We start from the raw sequence: 22,142 nt of genomic DNA on the forward strand, positions 1-22,142 counted from the left end.
ATCAATAGGTAGTAGGCAATGAATCAGAATTCCAAAGACAGACTTATACGCATATTGATAGGATATGTCGGACTTTATCCAACGCTCCTAATCGTATTGACGTTATTGAAGCCTGTGACCCAAGGATTAAGCCTGCCAGTGGTGGTATTAATTGAAACGATAATACTTGTTCCACTGACACAGTTGGTGTCTTTCCCACTAGCAGGCTGGGTCATTGAGCGTCTGAGCAGAAAAGAGTGATCACTTTTCGCAGCGTTCACTGGTACACCATTCTCTTATTCAAGCTCATCAATCAACTGCTTCATTTCATCAATTTCACGTTTTTGTGCTTTTATAATATCATCAGCAAGCTTTTGTACACGCGGATCTTCAATATCAGCGCGACTACTAGTGAGAATGGCAATCGAGTGATGCGGTATCATCGCCTGCATCCAATCGACTTGATCGACAGTCGCTTGAGATCTAACGCCCCAGATACCAACTGCAAACATCAATACACTTAGACCATAGATCATCAAATTGACCTTGGTCTTTTTATACATATTGGTCATAAATGCCAACATGACGACTGCCATACCGGCACCCATATATAGCGCCATATAAGCTCGGGTTTCACTAAAGTAAATGTGATCCCACTGGTAGGTGTTAAAATACATCATGATATACATGATGACAGTCGATGTCAGAATCATTAAGGTGAATTTTACATAAGGGTTCATATTTTTTTGCTTAGAAGCTTCCATGATATGACCTCCATTGTTTTGTTAAATTAAAATGGGTAGACAGTTAAAACCAGAATTTAACCCCCGCAGTCAAACTACTGCTATCAACTGATTCATTTTCTTGACGTCGTTGGCCACGAGCCTTGCCAAGCGCTGTCTCATAACTAACACCTACATAAGGAGCTAGCTGGCGACTGAATGTCTCGTAAGTCAGCCTGACCTCAGTTTCCATCTCATTAAAGCCTTTGGTAATACCATTATCATGGTCATCTTTACTAAAGGCAGTCAGTCCAACCTCCGGTATGACTACCCAATGCTGATCCAAACGCCATTCGTACTCTGCGCCCAAATCAAGACGAAGTTGACCATCGGTATATAAGTAGGCTCTCGCATCCGTTTCGATAAAATAAGGCGCGGTACCGACAATACCTGCCATTATGGCAGCGTTATCGTTTTCAGTATCGTAAGCGACACCAGCTTCACCATTCCAGAAAATGCTCAGTGGTTTCCAATAAGCAAGCGAGCTCAAGCTATCGATTTCTTTATCATCTTTAGTCTGAGCACTACCTTCCGTCCGTAGTCTTATACGGTTACTATCAGTACCATACCAACCCATCGCTTCGAAGTTGATTTGATCCTCATCAAACTGATAGCCCAAGTCGTCTACTGAGACTCCCCATAATGGCATGCTGCCCATCATCATGGGTTTACCATACTGCCCGTATGGAACCCCATTTGAATAGTCTGGACTGCGAGCATCAGCTGGTGGCTGCCCACCTTGCATACCCGACATATCCATACTGCTGTGCTCCATATCAGACATATCGCCTGACATATCCATACTGCTGTGCTCCATATCAGACATATCGCCTGACATATCCATGCCGCTGTGGTCCATACTAGACATATCACCCGACATATCCATGCCGCTATGATCCATATCGGACATATCCATGCCGCTGTGATCCATACCAGACATATCGCCCGACATATCCATGCCACTATGATCCATACCAGACATATCGCCTGACATATCCATGCCGCTGTGATCCATATCAGACATATCACCGGACATATCCATGCCGCTGTGATCCATATTCGACATCTCAGCAGCTGCTGCAAAAGATGATGCGAGCAAGACTAGTGATGACAAACCAATGAATGGCAGATTTTTCTTAGATATTTTCATAATAAGCCTCATATTCGAAGGTTTGTTAAACGACGGCAACTTCTCGGAACATACCGGCTTCCATGTGATAAAGCAGATGGCAGTGCCACGCCCATCGTCCAAATTCACCCGTCACATCAAAGCTAATCTTTTGCGCAGGTTGCACCACAATCGTATGTTTACGTACCTGAAAGTCTCCAGATGGCGTGCGCAAATCACTCCACATACCATGCAAATGCATCGGATGGTTCATCATAGTGTCATTGACTAAGGTAATACGTACGCGCTCGTTTGGCTTAATATTGACAGGGGTTGCATCCTTAAACATGACACCATCTAAGGCCCAAATATAGCGCTCCATGTTACCAGTCAGATGTATTTCAATCTCTCTAGTAGGCTTACGCTGCTCCGCAAATATGGCCTCATCGACAGAGCGTAATTGATCATAAGTCAAAACCTTTCTATCAATCTCACGCAGGTTGATACCGGGGTCATCGAGGTTCATACGTGGACTGTCGACACGCATATCAGATTTAAAGTCATACTCGGTCTTAGCATGCTTTGCTTTATAGCCTTTGTCACCCATCGCACCCATCATATCGGCCATGGTCAGCCACTCAATCTTATCCATAGCAGGTATTGCCGCACGAGCGCCTTTCTTGGTTGCAAGCGTGGTCGCGACATAGCCCGAACGATCGATATTTTGGGCAAATATGGTATGTGCATCTTGAGTAGGCGTGACAATGACATCATAAGTCTCAGCCACCCCAATGCGGAAATCATCAATCGCAACGGGTGCGACGTCAATACCATCTGTTGCCACCACCGTCATTTTGAGACCCGGTATACGCACATCAAATATCGTCTGTGCTGAGGCGTTGATAAAGCGTAGTTTGACGGGCTGTCCCGCTTTCACTAGTTGTGTCCAATTAGCTGCTGTGGTCTTACCATTCATCAGATACGTAAAGGTTTTTTCACCAGATAGATCGGTGAAATCCGTTGGCATCATGCGCATCTTATTCCACATTTTGCGCTTGTCATGAGCGGCTTCTAGATCTGTTGCTGCGATATCAGACAATAGTTTTTTGAAGTCTGGCAAGTGGTAGTTATCAAAGTCTGCGCGCTGTTTGAGCAGCTTCAAGAGATTGTGCGGATCGCGGTGCGTCCAATCACTTAGCACGATTACATGGTCTTCTGCAACAGGATGACGCTCACGCCCTTTAGGTTCAATGACGATAGCACCAAGCATACCGGTTTGCTCTTGAAAGCCACTGTGTGAGTGATACCAATAGGTGCCTGATTGTTTAAGTTTGAATTTATAGGTAAAGGTGCTGTTCGCGGGAATACCATCAAAACTGATACCTGGTACGCCATCCATCTCAAAAGGTACCAGCAAGCCATGCCAATGGATAGAGGTTGACTCATTCATCTGGTTATGAACACGAATGGTTACGGTATCGCCTTCACGCATCTTTAGCGTTGGTGCTGGTAGCGAGTCATTAATCAGTGTTGCCATACTCGACTTGCCATTGACAGTGACGGGCTTCTTGCTGACATACAGATCAAACTCATTCCCAGTTAAGATAGGTACGATATGGTCGGCTTTATCACTGTTGATGGCTACATTCTGCTGGCCTTTACCGAGCGCACTATTGGCAATAGACGGCAGTGTGGATAGCATGGATGCCCCTAACAAAGTAGAAGATCCTGTTAAGAAACGCCTGCGATTGAACATATTCTTGTTCATAATAATTTACCTAACTTAATCCGTGAAATGGGAGTTGAGTTCATATAACTGTTGGCTCATTAATAGAACAGAATGAGCTATGTAAAGTGTTAATCAAACTAGATTTGCTGCTGCGGTGAGTCAATGGTTGCATAAATGGCTGTTGAGCCATCTTTGTTAAGCTGCATCACTTTATATGGCATAAATTTATCTTGATATTCCATACCAGGGCTACCAACTGGCATACCAGATACGGCAAGACCAATGGCATCACTTGGCGGGTTTTTTAGGAACTGCGCCATATACTTAGCAGGGACATGACCTTCAAATACGTAGCCATCAGTAGTGACGGTGGTATGGCAAGAGCGCATTTGCTGCGGTACGCTGTATCGCTCTTTAAACAAGGACACGTCTTCGACATTCTGTGCGGTTGCGTTTAGACCATGACCTTCGGCATAACCGACCCATTCTTTGCAACAGCCGCAATTGGCATCTTTATAGACGGTGGCTGAGATGTTTTTTAGGATAGTTGATTGGGTATCTGAAGGAGCGCTGACTGGCATTATTTCAGCTGTTGGCTGCTCCGTTTGCGTAGTTTGCACGTTTTGCGTAGCAATAGTTGGCTCAGTCGCTGGTGTTGATTCAGCAGCAGCGGAATTAGGTTGATTACAAGCGGCAATCGTTAACGATAATGGCAATACCACGATCGCCGAGAGCACACGGCCAGATATCAGATTATGTTCATTAATAAATCTATTAGTATAGCGTCTCATAAAACCACTCCCGAGCGTCTGTCTGACGATTAAATATTATAAAAATTAGAGCCACATCACTGGATAAAATAGTGCTAGCAAAGCTTAAAACTCAAATCGCAAAAAGCAGCACTATTGAGCACTGCATTTTTTACAAAAAATCAATGTTGCATTTCGGATCCATCACCTGACATATTCATCTCACCATCAAATGACATATCCAACATACTATCGTCTAACCGAGTCGTTAGCATGGTGTACTGGTTTTCATTTAAGTCAGGTAGCGATCTAATAAAAGCAACCATCGCCCATATTCTGTCATCATCGTGAGTAGCGCCCCAAGCGGGCATGCCAGACGCCATAATGCCATGTTTAATCGCCCAAAAGCTTTGTCTGGCACCAGCCTCGTTTCGATAGCGCTTAACGATATCCGCCTGAGTAAAGTTAGGAGGCTTTGGGTACATACCGCTATTTAAATCTGTGCTGTTGACGCCAGGAGATAAATGACAGCCTGCACACATATCTTTGTAATCTGCACCGCCCGAGCTGATCATCTCCGCCTTTTTTAAATTGGGAACCAAAATATTCTTACTGGCATGTTCAATCGAGCGTGTGCGGGCAGTTTCTAAAAAATCGTAAACCAGCGGACTATGAGCTCGATCAGCACCGATATTTATCATGCCACTAGTCACCACCATAAAAATGCCCACAATAGCGACAAAGACAGTAAACAGTATTCCTAGTAAAAACTTCATAGGTTTGTCCTAAAAATCCATTTTATTTAATATCCCATTACTGCTTGATCAGCTTCTCTGACAATATAGTCAAGTCTATATAAATCCGCTACAGCGTCATCCTCGCTAAGCATATTAATGTATAACTTGCACTCGGTTTCCTTGTATCGAAATTATATTGAACTGACTATAGTATTGAACTTATAAATTGATATTTAAGAATCGCTATCGCTGCTCACACAGTGCTTTTGGTACATCGCTTTCATTTTGCTCATGTTAGCCATCATGGCTTTCATAGCAGGATCATTCATATCCATTTTGCTATGATCCATTTTTTGCATCATCTGCATATGCTTTTGCATTTTCTCACAGTTCATTTGGTCTTTTTCAGCGTGCATTTTGGGATCGTGTGCCAACGCAGAGGTTGAAACAACTAAGGCTATAGCAGTTGCTACGATTGATTTAGAAAGTGGCATTGATTTGAGCAGTGGCATTGGTTTGAATAATGACATGGTAAATCCTTATTTAAATTGGTATGTAGTCGAAAAGACTTTAAGATATTAAGTTACTTTAAAGCATACTTTAGTGATTCTGACAGAGAGATGACGGTAAGATTACAATTCTGTCATCTTACTATTTATGGTTTTTAATGTTGTCAGTAATCCTTTAGTATGACATCAGAGCTGATATCACTTATCGCTACCATATTTGTTAATGAAGTATTTTTCAGACTGTAGATGTTGATCTTTGTGTTCAATCTCACAAGCCACTCTCGCATCGATATAGCTTTTCATTTGTGAATTTGAGAGCTGAGCATCGTTATGATCCAAGTTTTTTGCAAACTCAGTCACAGCGTCGCAGTTGTTGATGATTGAAGTGCTTAGATCAATCGTATGCGCATTGGCAGTGGTAGTACCGATAAGTACAGATACCGAAAGCAGTACTACTTTTTTGAACGAACCATAAATTTTCATATAAAACCTCTTTCGTAAGTTGTTTACATTGATTACCGATAAAAATAATTCATAGTAGCTAGGGCGTGTCCTCATTTTAAAAATGGTGATAAAAATGAGATAAATTGCCGTCAAACGAGGAAAGTAGTGCAGATAATATCGAGATATTGACCAATTATTTGACGATGTTTGGCAAAATCTAGCTGTTTTTAGCCCATTTAGAGACACTCGTTTGAATTGAGGACACGCCCTAAGTATTGGATAGTAGCTAAGTATTGAAACGAGCACCTATGTACCGTTTATATAGATTAGCAAAATAAAACTGACAGTCTGATTACGAGCACATGACATCTTTGTCCGCTACCAGTCAATATTGTCACCTGTGCTGGTTAGAACGTTAAACAATCATGACCGTATTGAGGAATTACAATGAAAGTACTGCTGGTAGAAGATGAATTGAAGCTTGGCGAGTATATAAAAAAAGGCTTAACCGAAGCTGGGTTTATCGTGGATCATCAGCTAACAGGATTAGATGGCTATCATGCATTGATGACGGAAGAATTTAGCGTGATATTGATGGATGTGATGCTGCCTGATGTTAGTGGCTTTGAGCTGGTGCGTAATTACCGAGCGGCTGGCAAGCATACGCCTGTGCTATTTCTAACCGCAAAAGATGACTTAAGTGACAAGATAAAAGGGATTGAGATTGGTGGCGATGATTATTTGACCAAGCCTTTTGCCTTTGCAGAATTGATCGTCAGGATGAAAAGCTTATTACGACGTGCCAATCAAGCCGACTATCAAAGTACGATTATGCAAATAGCGGATCTTAAGATGGACATCGGCAAGCGTACGGTGCATAGAGGAGATAAGCCTATTAAGCTCACGGCAAAAGAGTTTTCCTTACTACAGTTTTTATTAGAGCGCCGCGGTGAAGTGCTTCCACGCTCAATCATCGCCTCCCAAGTATGGGATATGAACTTTGAAAATGATACCAATGTGATTGATGTGGCGATAAGACGTCTTCGTATAAAAATAGACGATGATCATGACGCAAAGCTGATTCATACGGTGCGCGGGATGGGCTATCGGTTAGAAGCTGTCGATACAGCGCTTGATAGCCAACCATCTCACGAAGCTGGCAATGTCTAATATGAAATATAGGTTTGATAATCGGCGCTTGCCACTATTATGGCGTACTGTGTTGCTGCTCACGATATTTGTTGTTATATCACAGGTTATCATTTATATATGGATACAGCGTTCTGTTAAAGGCCATTTCGAGCAAATGGACGCTGAAATTATGACTCATGCGGCTTTTAATCTACGTAAACGAGTGATAGAACCTAGTAGCCCTATAACTTCCCAAACCCTACCTAGCTCTCAAAATCCATTGGATAGTCAACAGCCGCTAAGAGCGGCACCTGACGTAATGCCTGATGGAGATACTTCTACCGCAGCGATATCAGATGAAGCTGATCATCAGCATTCTTCTTGGCTAGATTACGATCTAAAAACCATTATCGCTAATAAAGAAGGGCAGATACTGTCTAGTACCCCCAATAACTTTGCTCAAGAGCTAGGGGAAGGATTTAATCTGTCATCACTGAAACAAGATAATGATAAGCAACAGTTTGTGATGAATATCAACAGCCGATACTATCGAGCAATGGTCATTGAAGACGACAAAATGCTCGCGCTTATCGCATTGCCTATAGATGTGCATCATCAGTATTTATTACAGTTCAATCGTCAGCTTAGTATGATTTTGTTCGCGATTACCTTGTTGCTCGTATCAGTAGCGGCGCTGGGTGTGTATTGGGGTTTTGCACCTTTGGCGACCATCGTCCAAAAAATGAAAACAATGAATCCTGACAGATTGGATGATAGAGTCACGGTCAGTGATATGCCGTTAGAGCTGCGACCATTAGCAGAATCTTACAACTCAATGATGGCCAAGCTTGAAAGTAATTTTGAATCATTGTCACGGTTTTCAGACAATATCGCCCATGAGCTGCGCACTCCAATAGCGACACTCAGCACGCAAACGCAAGTCATGTTAAACAAACCGAGAGCTAGTGATGAATACATTGAGCAGCTACACCATCAGCATGACACCTTAGAGCAGCTATCGGCCATGATAAATAATATGCTGCTGCTAGCAAAAACCCAAAAAGGATTGAGTGACTCGCAAATCAGTCACGTGGATACGGACAGTTTAATCACCAAGCTCGTTGATTACTACGAAATGATTGCAGAAGACCGAGGTATCGCTATTGAAACCAAAGGTGAGTTCAGCGCTGTTTTAGGAGATAAAAGTTTATTACAAAGGCTCTTTGCTAATCTGATATCGAATGCGATTTATTATGCTGCTCAAGATAGCGTTATAACCATTAGTGCAGATAGAGTAAACTCAGATGAGATGGTGGGTACAACAATAAGCAGTCTTCAACAATCAAAACAAGCTATTTTACGAATGACCATCACTAACCAATTAGATGAGCCGTTGACACAAAGTGAGGCAGATAAGTTGTTTGAGCGCTTCTATCGACATCATAAAACAATAGATCGCCACACAGGAACAGGTTTGGGTCTATCTATCGTACAGTCTATCGTTGGGGCGCATAATGGTAACGTCAGTATTACTATAAAAGACGATGATTACTTTCAAGTAAGTGTCGAGTTATTAGCAGAGGTTTAATCTTTTAGTAGCCAACGCTAAATATTCAACCTGAACAGATAGATTTGATAGGTTATTGCCTTGAAAACGAGCTGATAATGACCAAGTAAATGTATGTCTAGTGCCCAATATAAAGCTAGAGATTATTACAAGGCAATAGGTAGAACAGTAAGTCGATAACGAACATAATACTTAAAACACAATCATAAAAATCAATTAGGGAATGACTATGCATATCACAGCTAATTTTGATGCAGGCAACATTGACATTATTAATGCAGACAACAAAAAAGACATTCAATTAGCGATTCGTCCAGATGTTGGCGGCGAGTTTTTTCAGTGGTTTAACTTTCGTTTGTCAGGTCAAATAGGGGAGCAGTATGTTCTCAATATTCTGAATGCAGGAGAGGCGTCTTATCTAGAAGGGTGGGAGAACTACCAAGCGGTGGCTTCTTATGATCGTCAGCATTGGTTCCGTCTGCCAACCTCTTATAAAGATGGCAAATTGACCATCGTGGCAGAGTTAGAATGCGAAACCATTCAGATTGCGTATTTTGCGCCTTATAGCTATGAGCGTCATCAAGATTTATTGGCCGCCGTGCAAGTGCATCCGCTAGTGACGTTAGAGCATCTAGGCGAAACGCTTGATAAACGTGACTTGACCCTAGTCAAAATAGGTGACGGTGCTGCCCACAAGCGCAATATATGGATTACTGCTCGTCAGCATCCAGGTGAGACGATGGCTGAATGGCTCATTGAGGGTTTGTTGTATAGCTTGTTAGATAGTGATAATGCGACTGGCAAACAGTTGTTAGACAAGGCCAATTTTTATATTGTTCCTAATATGAACCCTGATGGCAGTGTGCGTGGACACTTGCGTACTAACGCTGCCGGAACCAACTTAAATCGTGAATGGCAAAGTCCAAGCTTAGACAAAAGCCCTGAAGTATTTCATGTGATTAATAAAATGGAAGCGACAGGCGTGGATCTATTTTATGATGTGCATGGTGATGAAGCATTGCCGTATGTATTCCTCGCTGGGTCACAAGGGACGCCAAGCTACAGTGACCGTCTTGCTGGACTACGTGATAAGTTTTCAGAGGTATTAAAGTTAGCCAGTGCCGACTTTCAGTCTGAGATTGGCTATGAGGTCGATGCACCAGGTGCTGCCAATATGACCGTTGCCACCAATTGGGTAGCAGAGCGTTTTGATTGTCTTGCTAATACGTTAGAGATGCCATTTAAAGACAATGATAATCTGCCCGATGAAGAGATGGGTTGGTCACCCGAGCGTTCTATCAAGTTAGGGGAAGCATCACTGGTAGCAATGCTAGCTGTGGTGGATGACTTACGATAACTATAGAAAAAAAGCTGCAGAAAATAGAAAGCTGCTAATGATGGCTGAGTGTTTTAGTGGTCATCGTTAGCAGCTTCTTTTCATTTTCACATTCGCCAATAACAGCCCTGATAAGATCAACATCATGGCCAGCATCTTCCACCAAGTCACCACTTCTCCTGTGAGTAGTACTGAGGTCACCATACCGAATACGGGCACCAATAGTGCAAACGGCATAACCTTGGACGCGGTATTTTGACTGAGTAAGTGTGCCCACAGACCAAAGCCAATTAAGGTTGAGATATAGACGATAAACCCAAGTGAGAGCCAAGACTTGAGTGATGCTTCAGTAAACGTCGCCATCTGCCATGCATCAGTCTCAAATGTAAGAGAAGATATCGTCAACATCACGCAAGCAATGAGACCGCCCCAGACTACCAGCGCTAGCGCAGACAGAGCAGAGGCTTTATTTTTTTCAGTGCTGGATGTAGCAACAGATACCCTTGTTCCTTGCTGCATCGCTTTTAGAGCCGTTTGCTCTGACGCTTTTTCTGAGGTCTGTTTTGATGCTTGCTTGGAGGCAATATTACCAAAGCTCCAACCGATGGCCGCAATCAAAATACAGATGAACCCTGCCAAAGGCATATCACCGCCAAGGTTTAGCGCAATCACGCTGAGTCCTAGTACACCGACCAACATACCGACGATTTGCATACGGCTGACTGCTTCACCCAATATAAAGTACGCTAGCAATACCGTGATAAAAATCTGAATTTGTAGCAGTAGTGCCGTCAGCCCCGGGGATGAACCCAGATGCATTGCTGTAAATACAAAGGCGTACTGCATGACAAATGTACCGATAGCATAGATAAACAAGGTACGGTTGAATTTAGGCGGCTTTAGAAACAAAACCAATGGCACAGCAGTAAAGAAAAAACGCAGAGCAGTAAGCATCAATGGCGGAAAGCTCTCAAGACCCCACGCAATAAAAGTAAAATTTACGCCCCAGATAAAGGTAACCAGTATAGCCAATGCAGTATATATAGGGGACATATGAGCTATCCTAGAGAAATAGTATCCGTTGTCGGGAGTGGTTATATTTAATTGTGTTCAGCTTATGTTTAGGCTTAGAATTATAGTCGAAAGGTCAATATATAATAAGAAGGTACTAGCACTATAGTCGATTCAATTTAAAAGTAGTACAAGGCAACCGAGTGTAGATGTACATGTGATACTTCAAGCGAGGTTAACGCTGTAATACTTTATAGTGGAATGACTATATAAGTCTCTGATTGATCAGTCTAACGATTGAGCCAATACCTCGAAAATTTTTGAATGGCTCATCTGCGCCACATTGAACCGCATAAAATTTTCAGCATTGTCCGATTGGCTAAAAACATTGCCCGGTGCCAATACCACACCTTTGGATAAACAGCGATTGGCCAATTCGGTCGCATTATTATTCTTAGGTAATCGGCACCATAGGAACATACCTGCTTGTGGGAGCAGCCACGGTACGATGCCTAATTTGGCCAATCGTGGTAGCGTATGAGTACGCGCGCTTGCCAGCCGAGTATGGATATCATTCATATGCTTACGGTAGCCGCTATCAGTCAATGCTGAGAACACAACCGCCGCTGCTAACTGACTGCCACCAAAGCCAGTCGCTATCTTTAAATCTACCAAACTCTCAACCCACTCTGTAGGCGCTGCAATATAACCACAGCGTAGGGATGCTGATAACGTTTTAGAAAAACTGCCTATATAGAATACTCGTGATAACCCATCCAAAGCCGCCAATCTCGCCGCAGGCTTGACTTCAAAATCTGCAAAAATATCGTCTTCGATAATGTACAAATCAGCAGTCTGAGCCAATTGTAATACACGGTATGCCGTAGCAGGTGATAACGTTGCGCCCGTAGGATTATGAATGGCAGCATTGGTGATGTACAGGCGCGGCTTACACTCATCTAAAATCGCTGCAAAGGCATCTATATCTGGCCCATTTGGCGTATAAGGCACACCAACCACTTTGACCCGATGGGCAAGCAGCTGTGCTCGAAAGTTAAAATAACAAGGATCATCGACGATGACCGTGTCACCCGGCGTCAGCAAAAATCGAAAAATCAAATCTATCGCCTGAGTGCCTGAATCCGTCAATATAACCTGTGATGGCTCTGCATTGATACTTAATCCTGCCATACGCCGTGTGAGTAATTGGCGCAATGTTAACAGTCCTAGCGGCGTTGCATACTCACTGATAATGGACGCGTCAGCCTTTGCCACATTTCGTAGACCACGGCGTATACCTGCCTCAAACAGCCAGTCCGCTGGTAACCAGCCGCAGCCTGGCTTTAGCGCGCCATCGGGTGGCTCCAGTGACTGCCGCGATACCCACAACGGATCTACCACTCGGTCAATTTTTGGTGCTATATCTGTCAATGATAGCGGCGCTGTAGTTTCTGCCACATAAAACCCTGCGCCAGGACGGGAGTAGATGATTCCCTCAGTTTGCAGGCGTTCATAGGCTTCAACCACGGTAGATGGCGAGAACCCATAATCTTTGGCAGCGGCACGGACGGAGGGTAGTCGCGACTCTGGCATGTAGATGACAGTCGCTATTTTCTCTTTTACGTCAGCCATGACAACTTCGATACGTGTTAGCTTTTTATTCATATTTTTTACAATTTTTGGTAAGGCGAATTTTGTGAAGGTTTTATCTTAAGGTTATAGCTAGGACAATATATGGGTAGGATATCCGAACTGTATGGGTTTTATAGACCAAACAGTTCTGTCTAATTGTACTGGATTGTATATAGATAACCTACTGTACTTTTGTTTTAATCATTGAACGTAAACGATGTAGAGGTAGGTGTCATTCTACTGTGAATCACACTTACCTCAGTCAATTCAATGGTAATTCTTCAAAAAGCAGCGATATATGACCACGAAAAAATATAATAAATATCTGGCCTTTGCCTTATGCGTGATAACGACAAGCGTCAATATCCAAGGGCCGCTTTATGCCGTTTACGCACACAATGATGGCTATGGTGTACTAGCAACTACGATAGCGTTTTCCTTTTATGTATTAGGCGTCATACCTGTATTGTTGGCTTTTGGTGGGTTGTCTGATCGGATTGGACGGCGCAAGACAATTTTAATAGCTTTAGCGTTATCGGTAGCAGCGACGGCTCTTATGTTATTTTATCCATACACGCGAGCATTAGCAGTAGCGCGATTCGTACTGGGTGTGGGAACTGCTCTGATGGCTGCTACGGCGACAGCCTATATGATTGAGCTGCTTGGCTCATCGGATACGATGCGTGCGACAGCGTGGGTGACGGCCAGTACGACGATAGGTTTTGGTCTTGGTCCTGTATTGACGACAGTTTCTTTAATGTTTTACGAAACCGATCAGCCAGCCAGTTTTTTCTTACTGCTAGCGAGTGGGATATTCGCTATGTTTTTGTTATATCAATTACCAGAGACAGCACCTAAACGCACTAATTTGCCCACATCTATGCTACGGCTACCTTATTTTAATCGTGAAGTCATTTGGTATGGCAGTAGTATTTTGATTTGTTGGGCGACGACAGGTTTGGTGCTGTCAGTTATTCCCTCAGTACTGGCCACACATGGACTCGCTAAGTATGCAGGGATATCCTCTATGTTAGCCATCAGTTGTGGATTGATCGTTCAGCCAATCGCCCGAAAGCTTGACCCTCAAGTCTCAAGCAAGCTTGGTCTTTTGATCTTATTACCGGCTTATGCTTTATTGGCTTGGGGGACGTTGAACGCCAATCTACCAGTCATTCTTTTGGCGGCATTCTTGGCCAGTACTAGTTGCTATGGCTTTGTCTATTTAGGCGGTATGTTAGGAGTCGCAAAATCTGCTGGAAATGAGCAGGCACGTGCAAGTGCAGGCTATTTTCTGATGGCATATATAGGGCTTAGTGTACCCGTCATCTTTACTGGTTTGATTGTGGATCGGTATGGTGCTGCTACTGCATTCTACGCCTTTGGTGTGTTTTCATTAGTTGGTGTGATTGTCTTATTTGCCAGTCAACCTATGTTGAGGACTGGACGTCATTCGAACGCCAATTTGCATAGCGTGACTTAAAATAAGATTGATAATGCAGTTTTCTATTCATTATCTTTTTAATTTTTCATGATTAGATTACTTGTCCTTTTTGTTATGTGAATTTTTTTAGTTCATTTATTATATCTGACAGGCATGAGTGGTTCTTTGATGTCATTCATATAGCTCATGTATCTGAATATCTACTACTGCCCAATCCATTCCTTCAAAATCTAGATTATCTTTATGTTTAGTACTATCGGTAGGTAGAGGAATGGCTTCACCGTCTTCTATCAATCCTTTTAGATGGAGCATAATCGCTTCTTTAGCATTATTAGAGATATCTGCACGTTCATCGCTGGCTGAATAGCAACCCACTATGTCTGGGATAAATATGCCATAAGCTGTTGTTTTATTACTTGGTGTAATTGCTATGGGATACTGCATTTAACATTCCTCATGAAGTTTGAACCTAAGTATAACTAGCAACCGCTTAGATAATGCTCTACATAACCTCTTAAATATAATTCACTTTCAAAATTATATTGAAAGTGTTTTAGGTGATGGCTACTGTTTGACCCACAACACTTTCATTACAATGGACGCTATCACGACGGATAAAATAGAACAGGTATCCAAAACTGAAACAATAATTCAAACAATAAGGGCGGTTTATGACTCTGAATACCACTAAAACAATTTTAATTACTGGCAGCACAGATGGCATTGGCAAATTGGCAGCGTTAAAACTGGTAGAAGCTGGGCACCAAGTGTACTTGCATGGCCGCGATGCTGACAAGCTTGCTAGCGTCATTGCAGAAGTTCGAGCAGTCGCGACAGGCGCAGCAGTAGATAATATTGATGGGTTTGTGGCTGATTTTTCTGATCTAACGGATGTGCTAAAGATGGCAGCAGACGTCAATGAAAAACTGACCAAGCTTGATGTGCTCATAAATAATGCAGGGATTTATACTACGGCATCAGCAATGACGAAAGACGGTTTGGATGTACGTTTCGTAGTCAATTACCTAGCGCCTTATGAGCTGACCAATGCTTTGTTGCCTTTGCTCAAGCAGTCTAAGCAAGCGCGTATCGTGAACTTAAGCTCAGCTGCGCAAGCGTCAATATCTTATCAAGCACTTGCAGGTCAAACCCGCCTCGATGATAAAGATGCTTATGCCCAAAGTAAGCTGGCATTAACCATGTGGAGTATGGCATTAGCTGACACAGTCGTTAGCAACGATATCAATGTCATCGCCGTTAACCCAGGGTCGCTACTGAATACAAAAATGGCTAACGAAGCGTATGGTCAGCATTGGTCATCAGCAGACAAAGGCGCAAATATCCTAACGGAGTTGGCCATCTCGGATGAGTTCGCTGACGATACTGGTACATACTTTGATAACGACATCAAAGGTGGCGCACATGGCGATGCAAGAGGAGAATTTGGTCGACCACATGCTGATGCTTTAAACCAAGCAGCCATTGCAGAGCTTGAGCAGCAGACTCAAACATTATTGCAGTCAATTTTTGCATAAGATGCATAAGATTTATATTTTGCGGCATCAATGAATTTCAAACAATTAAACCATTACTAGGGCGTATCTTCATTTCAAAAATGGTGATAAAAATGAGGTAAATTGCCGTCAAACGAGGAAAATAGTGCAGATAATATCGGGATATTAACCAGCGATTTGACGCTGTTTGGCAAGGTTTAGCCATTTTTAACCCATTTAGATGACTATTGATTGAATTGAGGACACGCCCTAACTATATTTTCAAATTTTATTATTAAAAACTTTCTTATTAAAAACAGGACACAATATTATGCAAACTATCAAAGCCATTGGTTATCAAAACAATCTACCTATCGATAATGAACAATCGCTACAAGACATCACCCTTGATAAACCAGTTGCTTCAGGTCGCGATATTCTCGTAGAAGTAAAAGCCATATCAGTCAATCCAGTAGATTACAAAATCCGTGAAGGGCGTCCTGCTGCAGAGGGTGAGTATGCTGTTATTGGTTGGGATGCTGCTGGTACTGTGACGGCTGTCGGTGAAGACGTCAGTTTATTCTCAGTAGGCGACAATGTCTATTATGCTGGAGATTTGACCCGTTCAGGCAGCAATGCTGAATATCAGTTGGTCGATGAGCGTATCGTTGGGCACATGCCAGCCTCTTTGTCTTTCGCTGAGGCAGCAGCATTACCACTGACGACGATTACAGCTTGGGAGATGTTATTTGATCGTTTGCAAGTGCCTGTCTCTGATAGCGCAGCGAATGACAGCGGTAGTAGCGAGAACGCTGATGACGTCTCAGTATTGGTCATTGGCGCAGCGGGCGGCGTTGGATCTATCCTAACTCAGTTATTAAAAACAAGAACATCTGCCACGATTATCGGTACGGCTTCGAGAGATGAGAGCGTGCAGTGGCTCAAAGATTTGGGTGCTGATCATGTTATCAATCACCGCAACCCATTGTCTGATGAACTACAAAAAACAGGTATTGCTGAAGTAGACTACGTGGTGAGTCTCAATAACACTGAAGATCATTACGAAGAAATCATTAAATGTTTAAAGCCGCAGGGTAAGCTTGGACTGATTGATGATCCAAAATCACTAGATGCCAACCCGCTTAAAACCAAAAGCTTAATTCTGCATTGGGAATTTATGTTTGCACGCTCAATGTTCAATACGCCAGACATGATTGAACAGCATCATTTATTAAATGCGGTGGCAAAATTGATTGATGCAGGCGAGATCAAAACCACAGTTGCTCACAATCTTGGGGCTATCACCGCTGAACATCTACGTAGTGCGCACCAAATGCTAGAAAAACAGCAAGCGCATGGCAAGATTGTATTAGAAGGCTGGTCTGCATAACGCCATTTAGATTAATAGTTAACGAGGGTTCGGAACACTTTAGGCTGAAATACGGTACAGCCGTAAAAGGTTAAGTCTTTTAAATAAAGTGTTCTGATATCTAGCTCTAATGGCTTATAAACCGCTACTATATTAAATACTTACTTCATCATTACCGATCCATTTGGGTCCTATCTCAACCTCAATATCACGTGCAGTAATGGGCTCAGCGCACTTGGAGCATACTGTCACCGGATGCATAATGTGACCACATGCCTTGTGTCTATGCAACAGCGGTGCCCCGCGTTCATCAGCCATGTATTTATCACCCCAACTGACCAATGCCAGTACGACAGAGTGCAAATCTAATCCACACTCTGTCAGTCTATATTCCTCACGTAGCGGCCGCTGCTGATAGGCGACTTTTTTTAAAATATCGTATTCAACCAATTTACGAAGACGGTTAGATAGGACATGACGTGTAATGCCCAAGCGTTGCTCAAATACGTCGAATCGTCTGACTCCCAAAAAACAATCACGTAAAATCATGAGCGTCCAACGATCACCAATGACTGCTAAAGTGCGAGCCACCGAGCAAGACTGTTGGTTCAGTTCATCCCAGCGCATAGGTTATCTCCTTTATCTTTAAGCTATAGGTTAGCTTGACAGGGTCCAAAAATAAAGCTATGTTTTTGTTAGTTCTAAAAAGGAACCTATAAGGAAATAGACATGAACAGAGCACCCGTAGCAGTTGTAATCGGCGCAGGCGATGCCACTGGCAGTGCTGTTGCCAAACGTTTTGCGCGAGAAGGTTTTACTTTGTGCGTGACCAGAAGGACTGTTGAGAAGCTAGAGACATTAGTCAGTGATATCGAAGCGGCTGGAGGAGTAGTCAAGCCATTTGGTTGTGATGCACGTGTCGAGCAAGAGATGGTTGAGCTGTTTGCTCATATTGAAAAAGACATTGGGCCGATTGAAGTAGTGGTGTTTAACATCGGTGCAAACGTGCATTTCTCCATCTTAGATACGACAGAGAGGGTCTATCGTAAAGTGTGGGAGATGGGTGCTTTGGCTGGATTTTTGACAGGTAGAGAAGCGGCAAAAGTCATGATTCCACGTGAGAGGGGGACAATTATTTTTACGGGTGCAACAGCGTCTTTACGCGGTAGTAAAGGTTTTTCAGCTTTTGCTAGTGCTAAGTTTGCTCTGCGGGCACTGGCACAAAGCCTGGCGCGCGAGTTGGGACCTAAAGGCATACATGTCGCACACCCTATCATTGACGGTGCTATTGATACTGATTTTATTCGTGACAACTTTCCTGAGCGCTATGAGCTAAAAGACCAAGATGGTATTTTAAATCCAGAACATATCGCTGAGCAGTATTGGCAGTTGCACTGTCAGCCAAGAGATAGCTGGACGCATGAGCTGGATTTACGCCCATGGATGGAAAATTTTTAATCTTATCTGGTTAATAACCGTCAAAATTTTAATGAATTTTTAATATATTGCAAGGAATGCAAAGATGAGTAAACAAGTAGAGTTTTTCTTTGATGTGGGTAGCCCAGCCAGTTACTTGGCATGGACACAGTTAGCGAGTATCGCGCAGCGTCACAATGCCGAAATTGTTTGGCGACCTATGTTACTTGGCGCAGTGTTTCAAGCCGTTGGTAACACCTCACCAGCTGCCGTACCTGCTAAAGGCGCTTATATGCTCAAAGACCTTAAGCGTTTTTCAGCCATCTATGACGTACCTTTTCGCTTCAATCCATTTTTCCCAGTCAATACGATGCAGCTTATGCGCGGTGTTACCGCTTATTTGGGGACACCTAAATTTGAGAGTTATTTATCCGCTATCTTCAATGCGCTATGGGCTGAAAAGTTAAATATGGAATCACCAGAAGTTGTGGCTGAAGTTCTGTCGAAAGTAGGCATTGAGGCGACTGATTTTATGGCGCGTATTAGTGAGCCTGAGGTCAAGGCGCGTTTAAAATCTAGTACCGAAGAAGCAGTAGCACGAGGCATATTTGGGGCACCAAGTTTCTTCGTAAATGATGAAATGTACTTTGGTCAAGACCGGTTGAGCTTTGTTGAAGATGCTTTGAGAGACTGAGAATAGTAAGTCATAGGATATATAGGCTGCGCTGTACTAGCTCAACGATAGTCCATTGGCTCTCAAGCCACCAGACGTCAGCCGCGATAAGTAACCGTGATTTTTCTTCACTGTGGTTTCTCCAGAAAATAACCTTGTTACTCAGTTTAATGATTAAGCTCTATGGTTACATTAAGACAAGTCTATATATTGATAGTTTTGCTTAGACTGCTCTAGTTCCTCTAAATCTATATCTACTGTTACTATATCTGGCGACGAACCAAGTTTTTTGATAATTCGTCCTGTAGGAGAGACGATTAGGCTCTCTCCTACAAACTGACCGCCATGACCGACGCCGACACCATTGCAGGTAATCACAAAACATTGGTTCTCTATAGCCCGAGCTTGAGTCAATACATAGTGGTTATTTGCATAGGGAGACATATTGCCGTTTGGCATAAATATGATCTGTGCGCCTTTTTTTGCCAGTGCTCTTGAGCCTTCTGGAAACTCTAGCTCAAAACAAATCTGAGCACCACAAACCATATCATTAATGCTAACCACTGATAAGTCTTCTCCGCTTGTAAATACCCCAACATCATCAAGCCAAAGTTTTGACTTTCGGTGTTTATGAATGATTTTGCCGTTTTTTATAAAAGAACATGCGTTATAGAAAAGTTGATCCTGTTTGTCAATATGTCCAATAATGATGGTTGAATCTGTATTTTTGCTTGCTTCCAATATGCTGTGAAAGTGCTCTGTTGATTGATGATACAACGCTTCAATATTGTCTAGCGTCGGAAAGCCAGTCAAAGCAAGTTCTGGAAAAATCATAAAGCCATCGCAGGCTTGATTGTCATGGATTGATTTTAATATCGCAGCAGCATTTACTGATACTTGATAATCGGTAATATCCATTTGATTGAGGATTATTTGCATAGGTCTTGCTCTTTACCGTAGGGGGTTGATACTTTCACAGTGCTTATTGGTCGCAATTATAGGTAATATTCGTTAATGACGGTCTTTAGAAACACTTATTTAAAATGCTATTTAAAACACTTTTAAAGACATTGTGACTCTAACCAACGACTCAATTTAATGATGTCTGGTTGATTTGACTTTAAGTCATTATAAAAGAAATAGAAACTGTCGCCAGTGAGTAATTCATGCATTGGGATTTTGACAAGATTTTGCTGATGTGTTTGTTCTAGCATCATATAGTTGTCGGTAAGCGTAATACCTAAGTTATAACGTGCAGCCTGTGCGGCAAGCAGTACATGGCTAAATTGATTAATCTTTACCTCGCTTGGCAGCTCAAACCCGCCTGCTTTACACCATTTTAGCCAATCATTAGCCGTACCTTCACTTTTGTCAGAATATTTTACGGACAGTATAGGGTGTTGCCATAACGCCTCAGGCAATGGCTGATCCTTTATTTCTGCCCAAAGCTTTTGGCCACAGACAGGAAATAGCTTCTCAGCGAATAAAAGCTTGCTGACTACATTGCGTTTCGGTAGATTGACGGTAATAAAGCAATCCGAACATTGCTCATTATAGTCGTCTTGGTCTGTCACCATATTTAAGGTCAGCTCAATCTCTGGGTGCTGTTCGCGGAAGTTTTCTAACCGAGGAATCAACCAATTGACAGCCACTGAACTATACAGTGCTAGGCGAATATGGCCAGGCTTATCATGGCGAATGGCCTGACTGGTATTGGATAGAGTAGTCAGCGATTGATTCACTTCTGTGAAATAGCGAGCACCTATATCTGTTAAAGAAAGGGTTCGGCCCTGCCTATAAAACAACGCTTCACCAAGATATTCTTCAAGCGTTCGAACCTGATGACTCACAGCACTTTGCGTTACGTTGAGGCTTTCTGCCGCTTTAGAAAAACTATTGAGCCTTGCTACAGATTCAAAGCATTGTATGGCACGTAATGGGGGGAGTTTCATTATGAGTTCAACTAATACTAAACGTTTTTATATCATTATACGTCATGAGTATACGCGAATATACTATTTATCCGACCATTAGATTAAATGGCTTAATTGAAAATTTTATGTATTTTGAGATAGGTATAAGCATGATAATGCCGAAGATGAGTGTTGGATTTGCAATGATACTGTTGGTTGCAGGAAACATGATTGCCGTCCTTTCAGATGCGCTGATAAAAGAATTGCCTGATGGCGCAGCCGTCTATCAGTTTGTGCTATTGCGTCAGCTAACAGCTGTCTTGATGCTGCTACCGTTTTGTTTATTCAACCAAAAAGCCAAGCTACTTAGTAACGTAAAATGGCATTTTGTACGTGGGCATATTTGGTTGTTTGGCGCGGTATTCATGGTGTTGTCTATCCAAGCGCTACCGCTAGCCACGGTCAATGCGATTTTTTATACTGCACCTTTACTGATGTTGCCGTTAGGGTTTCTGTTTTATAAAGACAGACTCACAGCACCAAGCATCATTGTGGCAATACTAGGCTTCATAGGTATTCTTGTCGTGGTAAAACCAACACAAATTAATATGGGTGCTATATTTGCGCTGATCGTGGCCTTAACCATGGCGACAAACAACCTACTAGTGCGTAAATTGCCTTCGAATCACACCGTTGCTCAGACCTTGTTTTTGACCAATTTAGTCGGAATACCGTTGGGGCTTGGTTTGGCTATTTGGGAAAATGCCCCTTTGAGTTGGTACGCGCTATGGATAGCAGCAGGCTCAAATTTGTTTATTTTGATCTATGCGGGTATCTGCGTACTGGTCTACCGAGCGGTTGAAGCACATAAAATATCTAGTGCAGAATATACCGGTCTGTTAGGAGCAGTGGTTATCGGCATCATATGGTTTGATGAAATACCTGATATCAGTCTTTTGATAGGTTCGGCTCTTATTGTCTTACCTTTAATTTGGCTCGCCACGCTTGAGTCTATTAAATATAAAAGAACAGCCTTATAGCGTTTTGAAACATAGAGAGCGGAGAAAGAAAGCGTCATAATATTAGCATGACTTTATGTCATGAATTCGTGTGTTTAAATCGT

The 22,142-nt window shown here is 42.6% G+C and carries 23 protein-coding genes; 10 read left to right on the forward strand and 13 right to left on the reverse strand.

Translation table 11 applies throughout. The features are described from left to right. Positions 1-18: 18 nt before the first annotated feature. The gene (locus tag CXF69_RS04395) at positions 19-240 is read left to right on the forward strand and encodes a putative antibiotic biosynthesis monooxygenase (protein WP_101204544.1); all 222 of its coding nucleotides are present in this window, start codon (positions 19-21) and stop codon (positions 238-240) included. A gap of 35 nt (positions 241-275) precedes the next feature. Here the strand turns inward: CXF69_RS04395 and CXF69_RS04400 are convergent, their stop codons facing one another. From CXF69_RS04400 to CXF69_RS04430, 7 genes are all read right to left on the reverse strand, one after another. Next, complete coding sequence (locus CXF69_RS04400) at positions 276-743, reverse strand: DUF305 domain-containing protein (RefSeq protein WP_101204545.1); 468 nt, start codon at positions 741-743, stop codon at positions 276-278. 43 nt (positions 744-786) lie between these two features. Continuing rightward, entirely contained in the window at positions 787-1,911 is a 1,125-nt protein-coding gene (locus CXF69_RS04405) for a copper resistance protein B (RefSeq protein WP_101204546.1), read from the reverse strand. A gap of 25 nt (positions 1,912-1,936) precedes the next feature. Next, complete coding sequence (locus CXF69_RS04410; RefSeq protein WP_101204547.1) at positions 1,937-3,637, reverse strand: copper resistance system multicopper oxidase; 1,701 nt, start codon at positions 3,635-3,637, stop codon at positions 1,937-1,939. Between the two features lie 98 nt (positions 3,638-3,735). After that, positions 3,736-4,389: a DUF411 domain-containing protein gene (locus CXF69_RS04415; RefSeq protein WP_101204548.1), complete on the reverse strand. Its 654-nt coding sequence runs from the start codon at positions 4,387-4,389 to the stop codon at positions 3,736-3,738. A gap of 140 nt (positions 4,390-4,529) precedes the next feature. Further along, complete coding sequence (locus CXF69_RS04420; RefSeq protein ID WP_101204549.1) at positions 4,530-5,123, reverse strand: c-type cytochrome; 594 nt, start codon at positions 5,121-5,123, stop codon at positions 4,530-4,532. Positions 5,124-5,317: 194 nt separating this feature from the next. Next, positions 5,318-5,614, reverse strand: coding sequence for a hypothetical protein (locus CXF69_RS04425; RefSeq protein ID WP_227522875.1), 297 nt, complete (start codon positions 5,612-5,614; stop codon positions 5,318-5,320). A 177-nt stretch (positions 5,615-5,791) separates the two neighbouring features. Continuing rightward, positions 5,792-6,076 (reverse strand): hypothetical protein, encoded by a 285-nt coding sequence (locus tag CXF69_RS04430; protein WP_101204550.1) that lies wholly within the window; start codon positions 6,074-6,076, stop codon positions 5,792-5,794. 408 nt (positions 6,077-6,484) lie between these two features. Here CXF69_RS04430 and CXF69_RS04435 point away from each other — a divergent pair, with 408 nt between their 5' ends. The 3 genes from CXF69_RS04435 to CXF69_RS04445 all read left to right on the forward strand — a co-directional run bounded on the left by CXF69_RS04435 (position 6,485) and on the right by CXF69_RS04445 (position 10,092). Next, a complete protein-coding gene (locus tag CXF69_RS04435) occupies positions 6,485-7,207 on the forward strand; it encodes a heavy metal response regulator transcription factor (RefSeq protein ID WP_101204551.1) in 723 nt (240 codons plus the stop codon). Position 7,208: 1 nt separating this feature from the next. Next, a complete protein-coding gene (locus CXF69_RS04440) occupies positions 7,209-8,756 on the forward strand; it encodes an ATP-binding protein (RefSeq protein ID WP_101204552.1) in 1,548 nt (515 codons plus the stop codon). A gap of 208 nt (positions 8,757-8,964) precedes the next feature. Then, a complete protein-coding gene (locus tag CXF69_RS04445) occupies positions 8,965-10,092 on the forward strand; it encodes a M14 family metallopeptidase (protein WP_101204553.1) in 1,128 nt (375 codons plus the stop codon). A 66-nt stretch (positions 10,093-10,158) separates the two neighbouring features. Here CXF69_RS04445 and CXF69_RS04450 read toward each other — a convergent pair whose 3' ends face one another. Continuing rightward, positions 10,159-11,124, reverse strand: coding sequence for an EamA family transporter (locus CXF69_RS04450; protein ID WP_101204554.1), 966 nt, complete (start codon positions 11,122-11,124; stop codon positions 10,159-10,161). Between the two features lie 243 nt (positions 11,125-11,367). Continuing rightward, positions 11,368-12,747, reverse strand: coding sequence for an aminotransferase-like domain-containing protein (locus tag CXF69_RS04455; protein ID WP_101204555.1), 1,380 nt, complete (start codon positions 12,745-12,747; stop codon positions 11,368-11,370). Positions 12,748-13,012: 265 nt separating this feature from the next. Here CXF69_RS04455 and CXF69_RS04460 point away from each other — a divergent pair, with 265 nt between their 5' ends. Further along, entirely contained in the window at positions 13,013-14,194 is a 1,182-nt protein-coding gene (locus tag CXF69_RS04460) for an MFS transporter (RefSeq protein WP_101204556.1), read from the forward strand. A gap of 132 nt (positions 14,195-14,326) precedes the next feature. Here the strand turns inward: CXF69_RS04460 and CXF69_RS04465 are convergent, their stop codons facing one another. Next, entirely contained in the window at positions 14,327-14,599 is a 273-nt protein-coding gene (locus CXF69_RS04465; protein ID WP_101204557.1) for a type II toxin-antitoxin system HicB family antitoxin, read from the reverse strand. 227 nt (positions 14,600-14,826) lie between these two features. Between CXF69_RS04465 and CXF69_RS04470 the strand changes: the two genes are divergently transcribed. Together CXF69_RS04470 and CXF69_RS04475 are read left to right on the forward strand one after the other, a co-directional pair. Then, a complete protein-coding gene (locus CXF69_RS04470; protein ID WP_101204558.1) occupies positions 14,827-15,690 on the forward strand; it encodes an SDR family NAD(P)-dependent oxidoreductase in 864 nt (287 codons plus the stop codon). Between the two features lie 298 nt (positions 15,691-15,988). Next, complete coding sequence (locus CXF69_RS04475; RefSeq protein ID WP_101204575.1) at positions 15,989-17,038, forward strand: zinc-binding alcohol dehydrogenase family protein; 1,050 nt, start codon at positions 15,989-15,991, stop codon at positions 17,036-17,038. Between the two features lie 132 nt (positions 17,039-17,170). Here CXF69_RS04475 and CXF69_RS04480 read toward each other — a convergent pair whose 3' ends face one another. Then, positions 17,171-17,644 carry a winged helix-turn-helix transcriptional regulator gene (locus CXF69_RS04480; protein ID WP_101204559.1) on the reverse strand — a complete coding sequence of 158 codons (474 nt, stop codon included), beginning with the start codon at positions 17,642-17,644 and terminating at the stop codon, positions 17,171-17,173. A gap of 102 nt (positions 17,645-17,746) precedes the next feature. On the opposite strand from CXF69_RS04480, the gene CXF69_RS04485 reads away from it, so the two are divergent. Beyond that, the gene (locus CXF69_RS04485; protein WP_101204560.1) at positions 17,747-18,475 is read left to right on the forward strand and encodes an SDR family oxidoreductase; all 729 of its coding nucleotides are present in this window, start codon (positions 17,747-17,749) and stop codon (positions 18,473-18,475) included. A 64-nt stretch (positions 18,476-18,539) separates the two neighbouring features. Beyond that, the gene (locus CXF69_RS04490; RefSeq protein WP_101204561.1) at positions 18,540-19,127 is read left to right on the forward strand and encodes a 2-hydroxychromene-2-carboxylate isomerase; all 588 of its coding nucleotides are present in this window, start codon (positions 18,540-18,542) and stop codon (positions 19,125-19,127) included. 171 nt (positions 19,128-19,298) lie between these two features. Here CXF69_RS04490 and CXF69_RS04500 read toward each other — a convergent pair whose 3' ends face one another. Further along, positions 19,299-20,045, reverse strand: a complete 747-nt coding sequence (locus CXF69_RS04500) for a carbon-nitrogen hydrolase family protein (RefSeq protein WP_102078383.1) — start codon at positions 20,043-20,045, stop codon at positions 19,299-19,301. Between the two features lie 122 nt (positions 20,046-20,167). Then, entirely contained in the window at positions 20,168-21,058 is an 891-nt protein-coding gene (locus CXF69_RS04505) for a LysR family transcriptional regulator (RefSeq protein WP_101204563.1), read from the reverse strand. A 131-nt stretch (positions 21,059-21,189) separates the two neighbouring features. Between CXF69_RS04505 and CXF69_RS04510 the strand changes: the two genes are divergently transcribed. Next, positions 21,190-22,059 carry a DMT family transporter gene (locus CXF69_RS04510; protein WP_228153121.1) on the forward strand — a complete coding sequence of 290 codons (870 nt, stop codon included), beginning with the start codon at positions 21,190-21,192 and terminating at the stop codon, positions 22,057-22,059. Positions 22,060-22,142 lie beyond the last annotated feature (83 nt).

Origin of the sequence: Psychrobacter sp. Choline-02u-9 (assembly GCF_002836505.1) — a bacterium.
Classification (GTDB): domain Bacteria; phylum Pseudomonadota; class Gammaproteobacteria; order Pseudomonadales; family Moraxellaceae; genus Psychrobacter.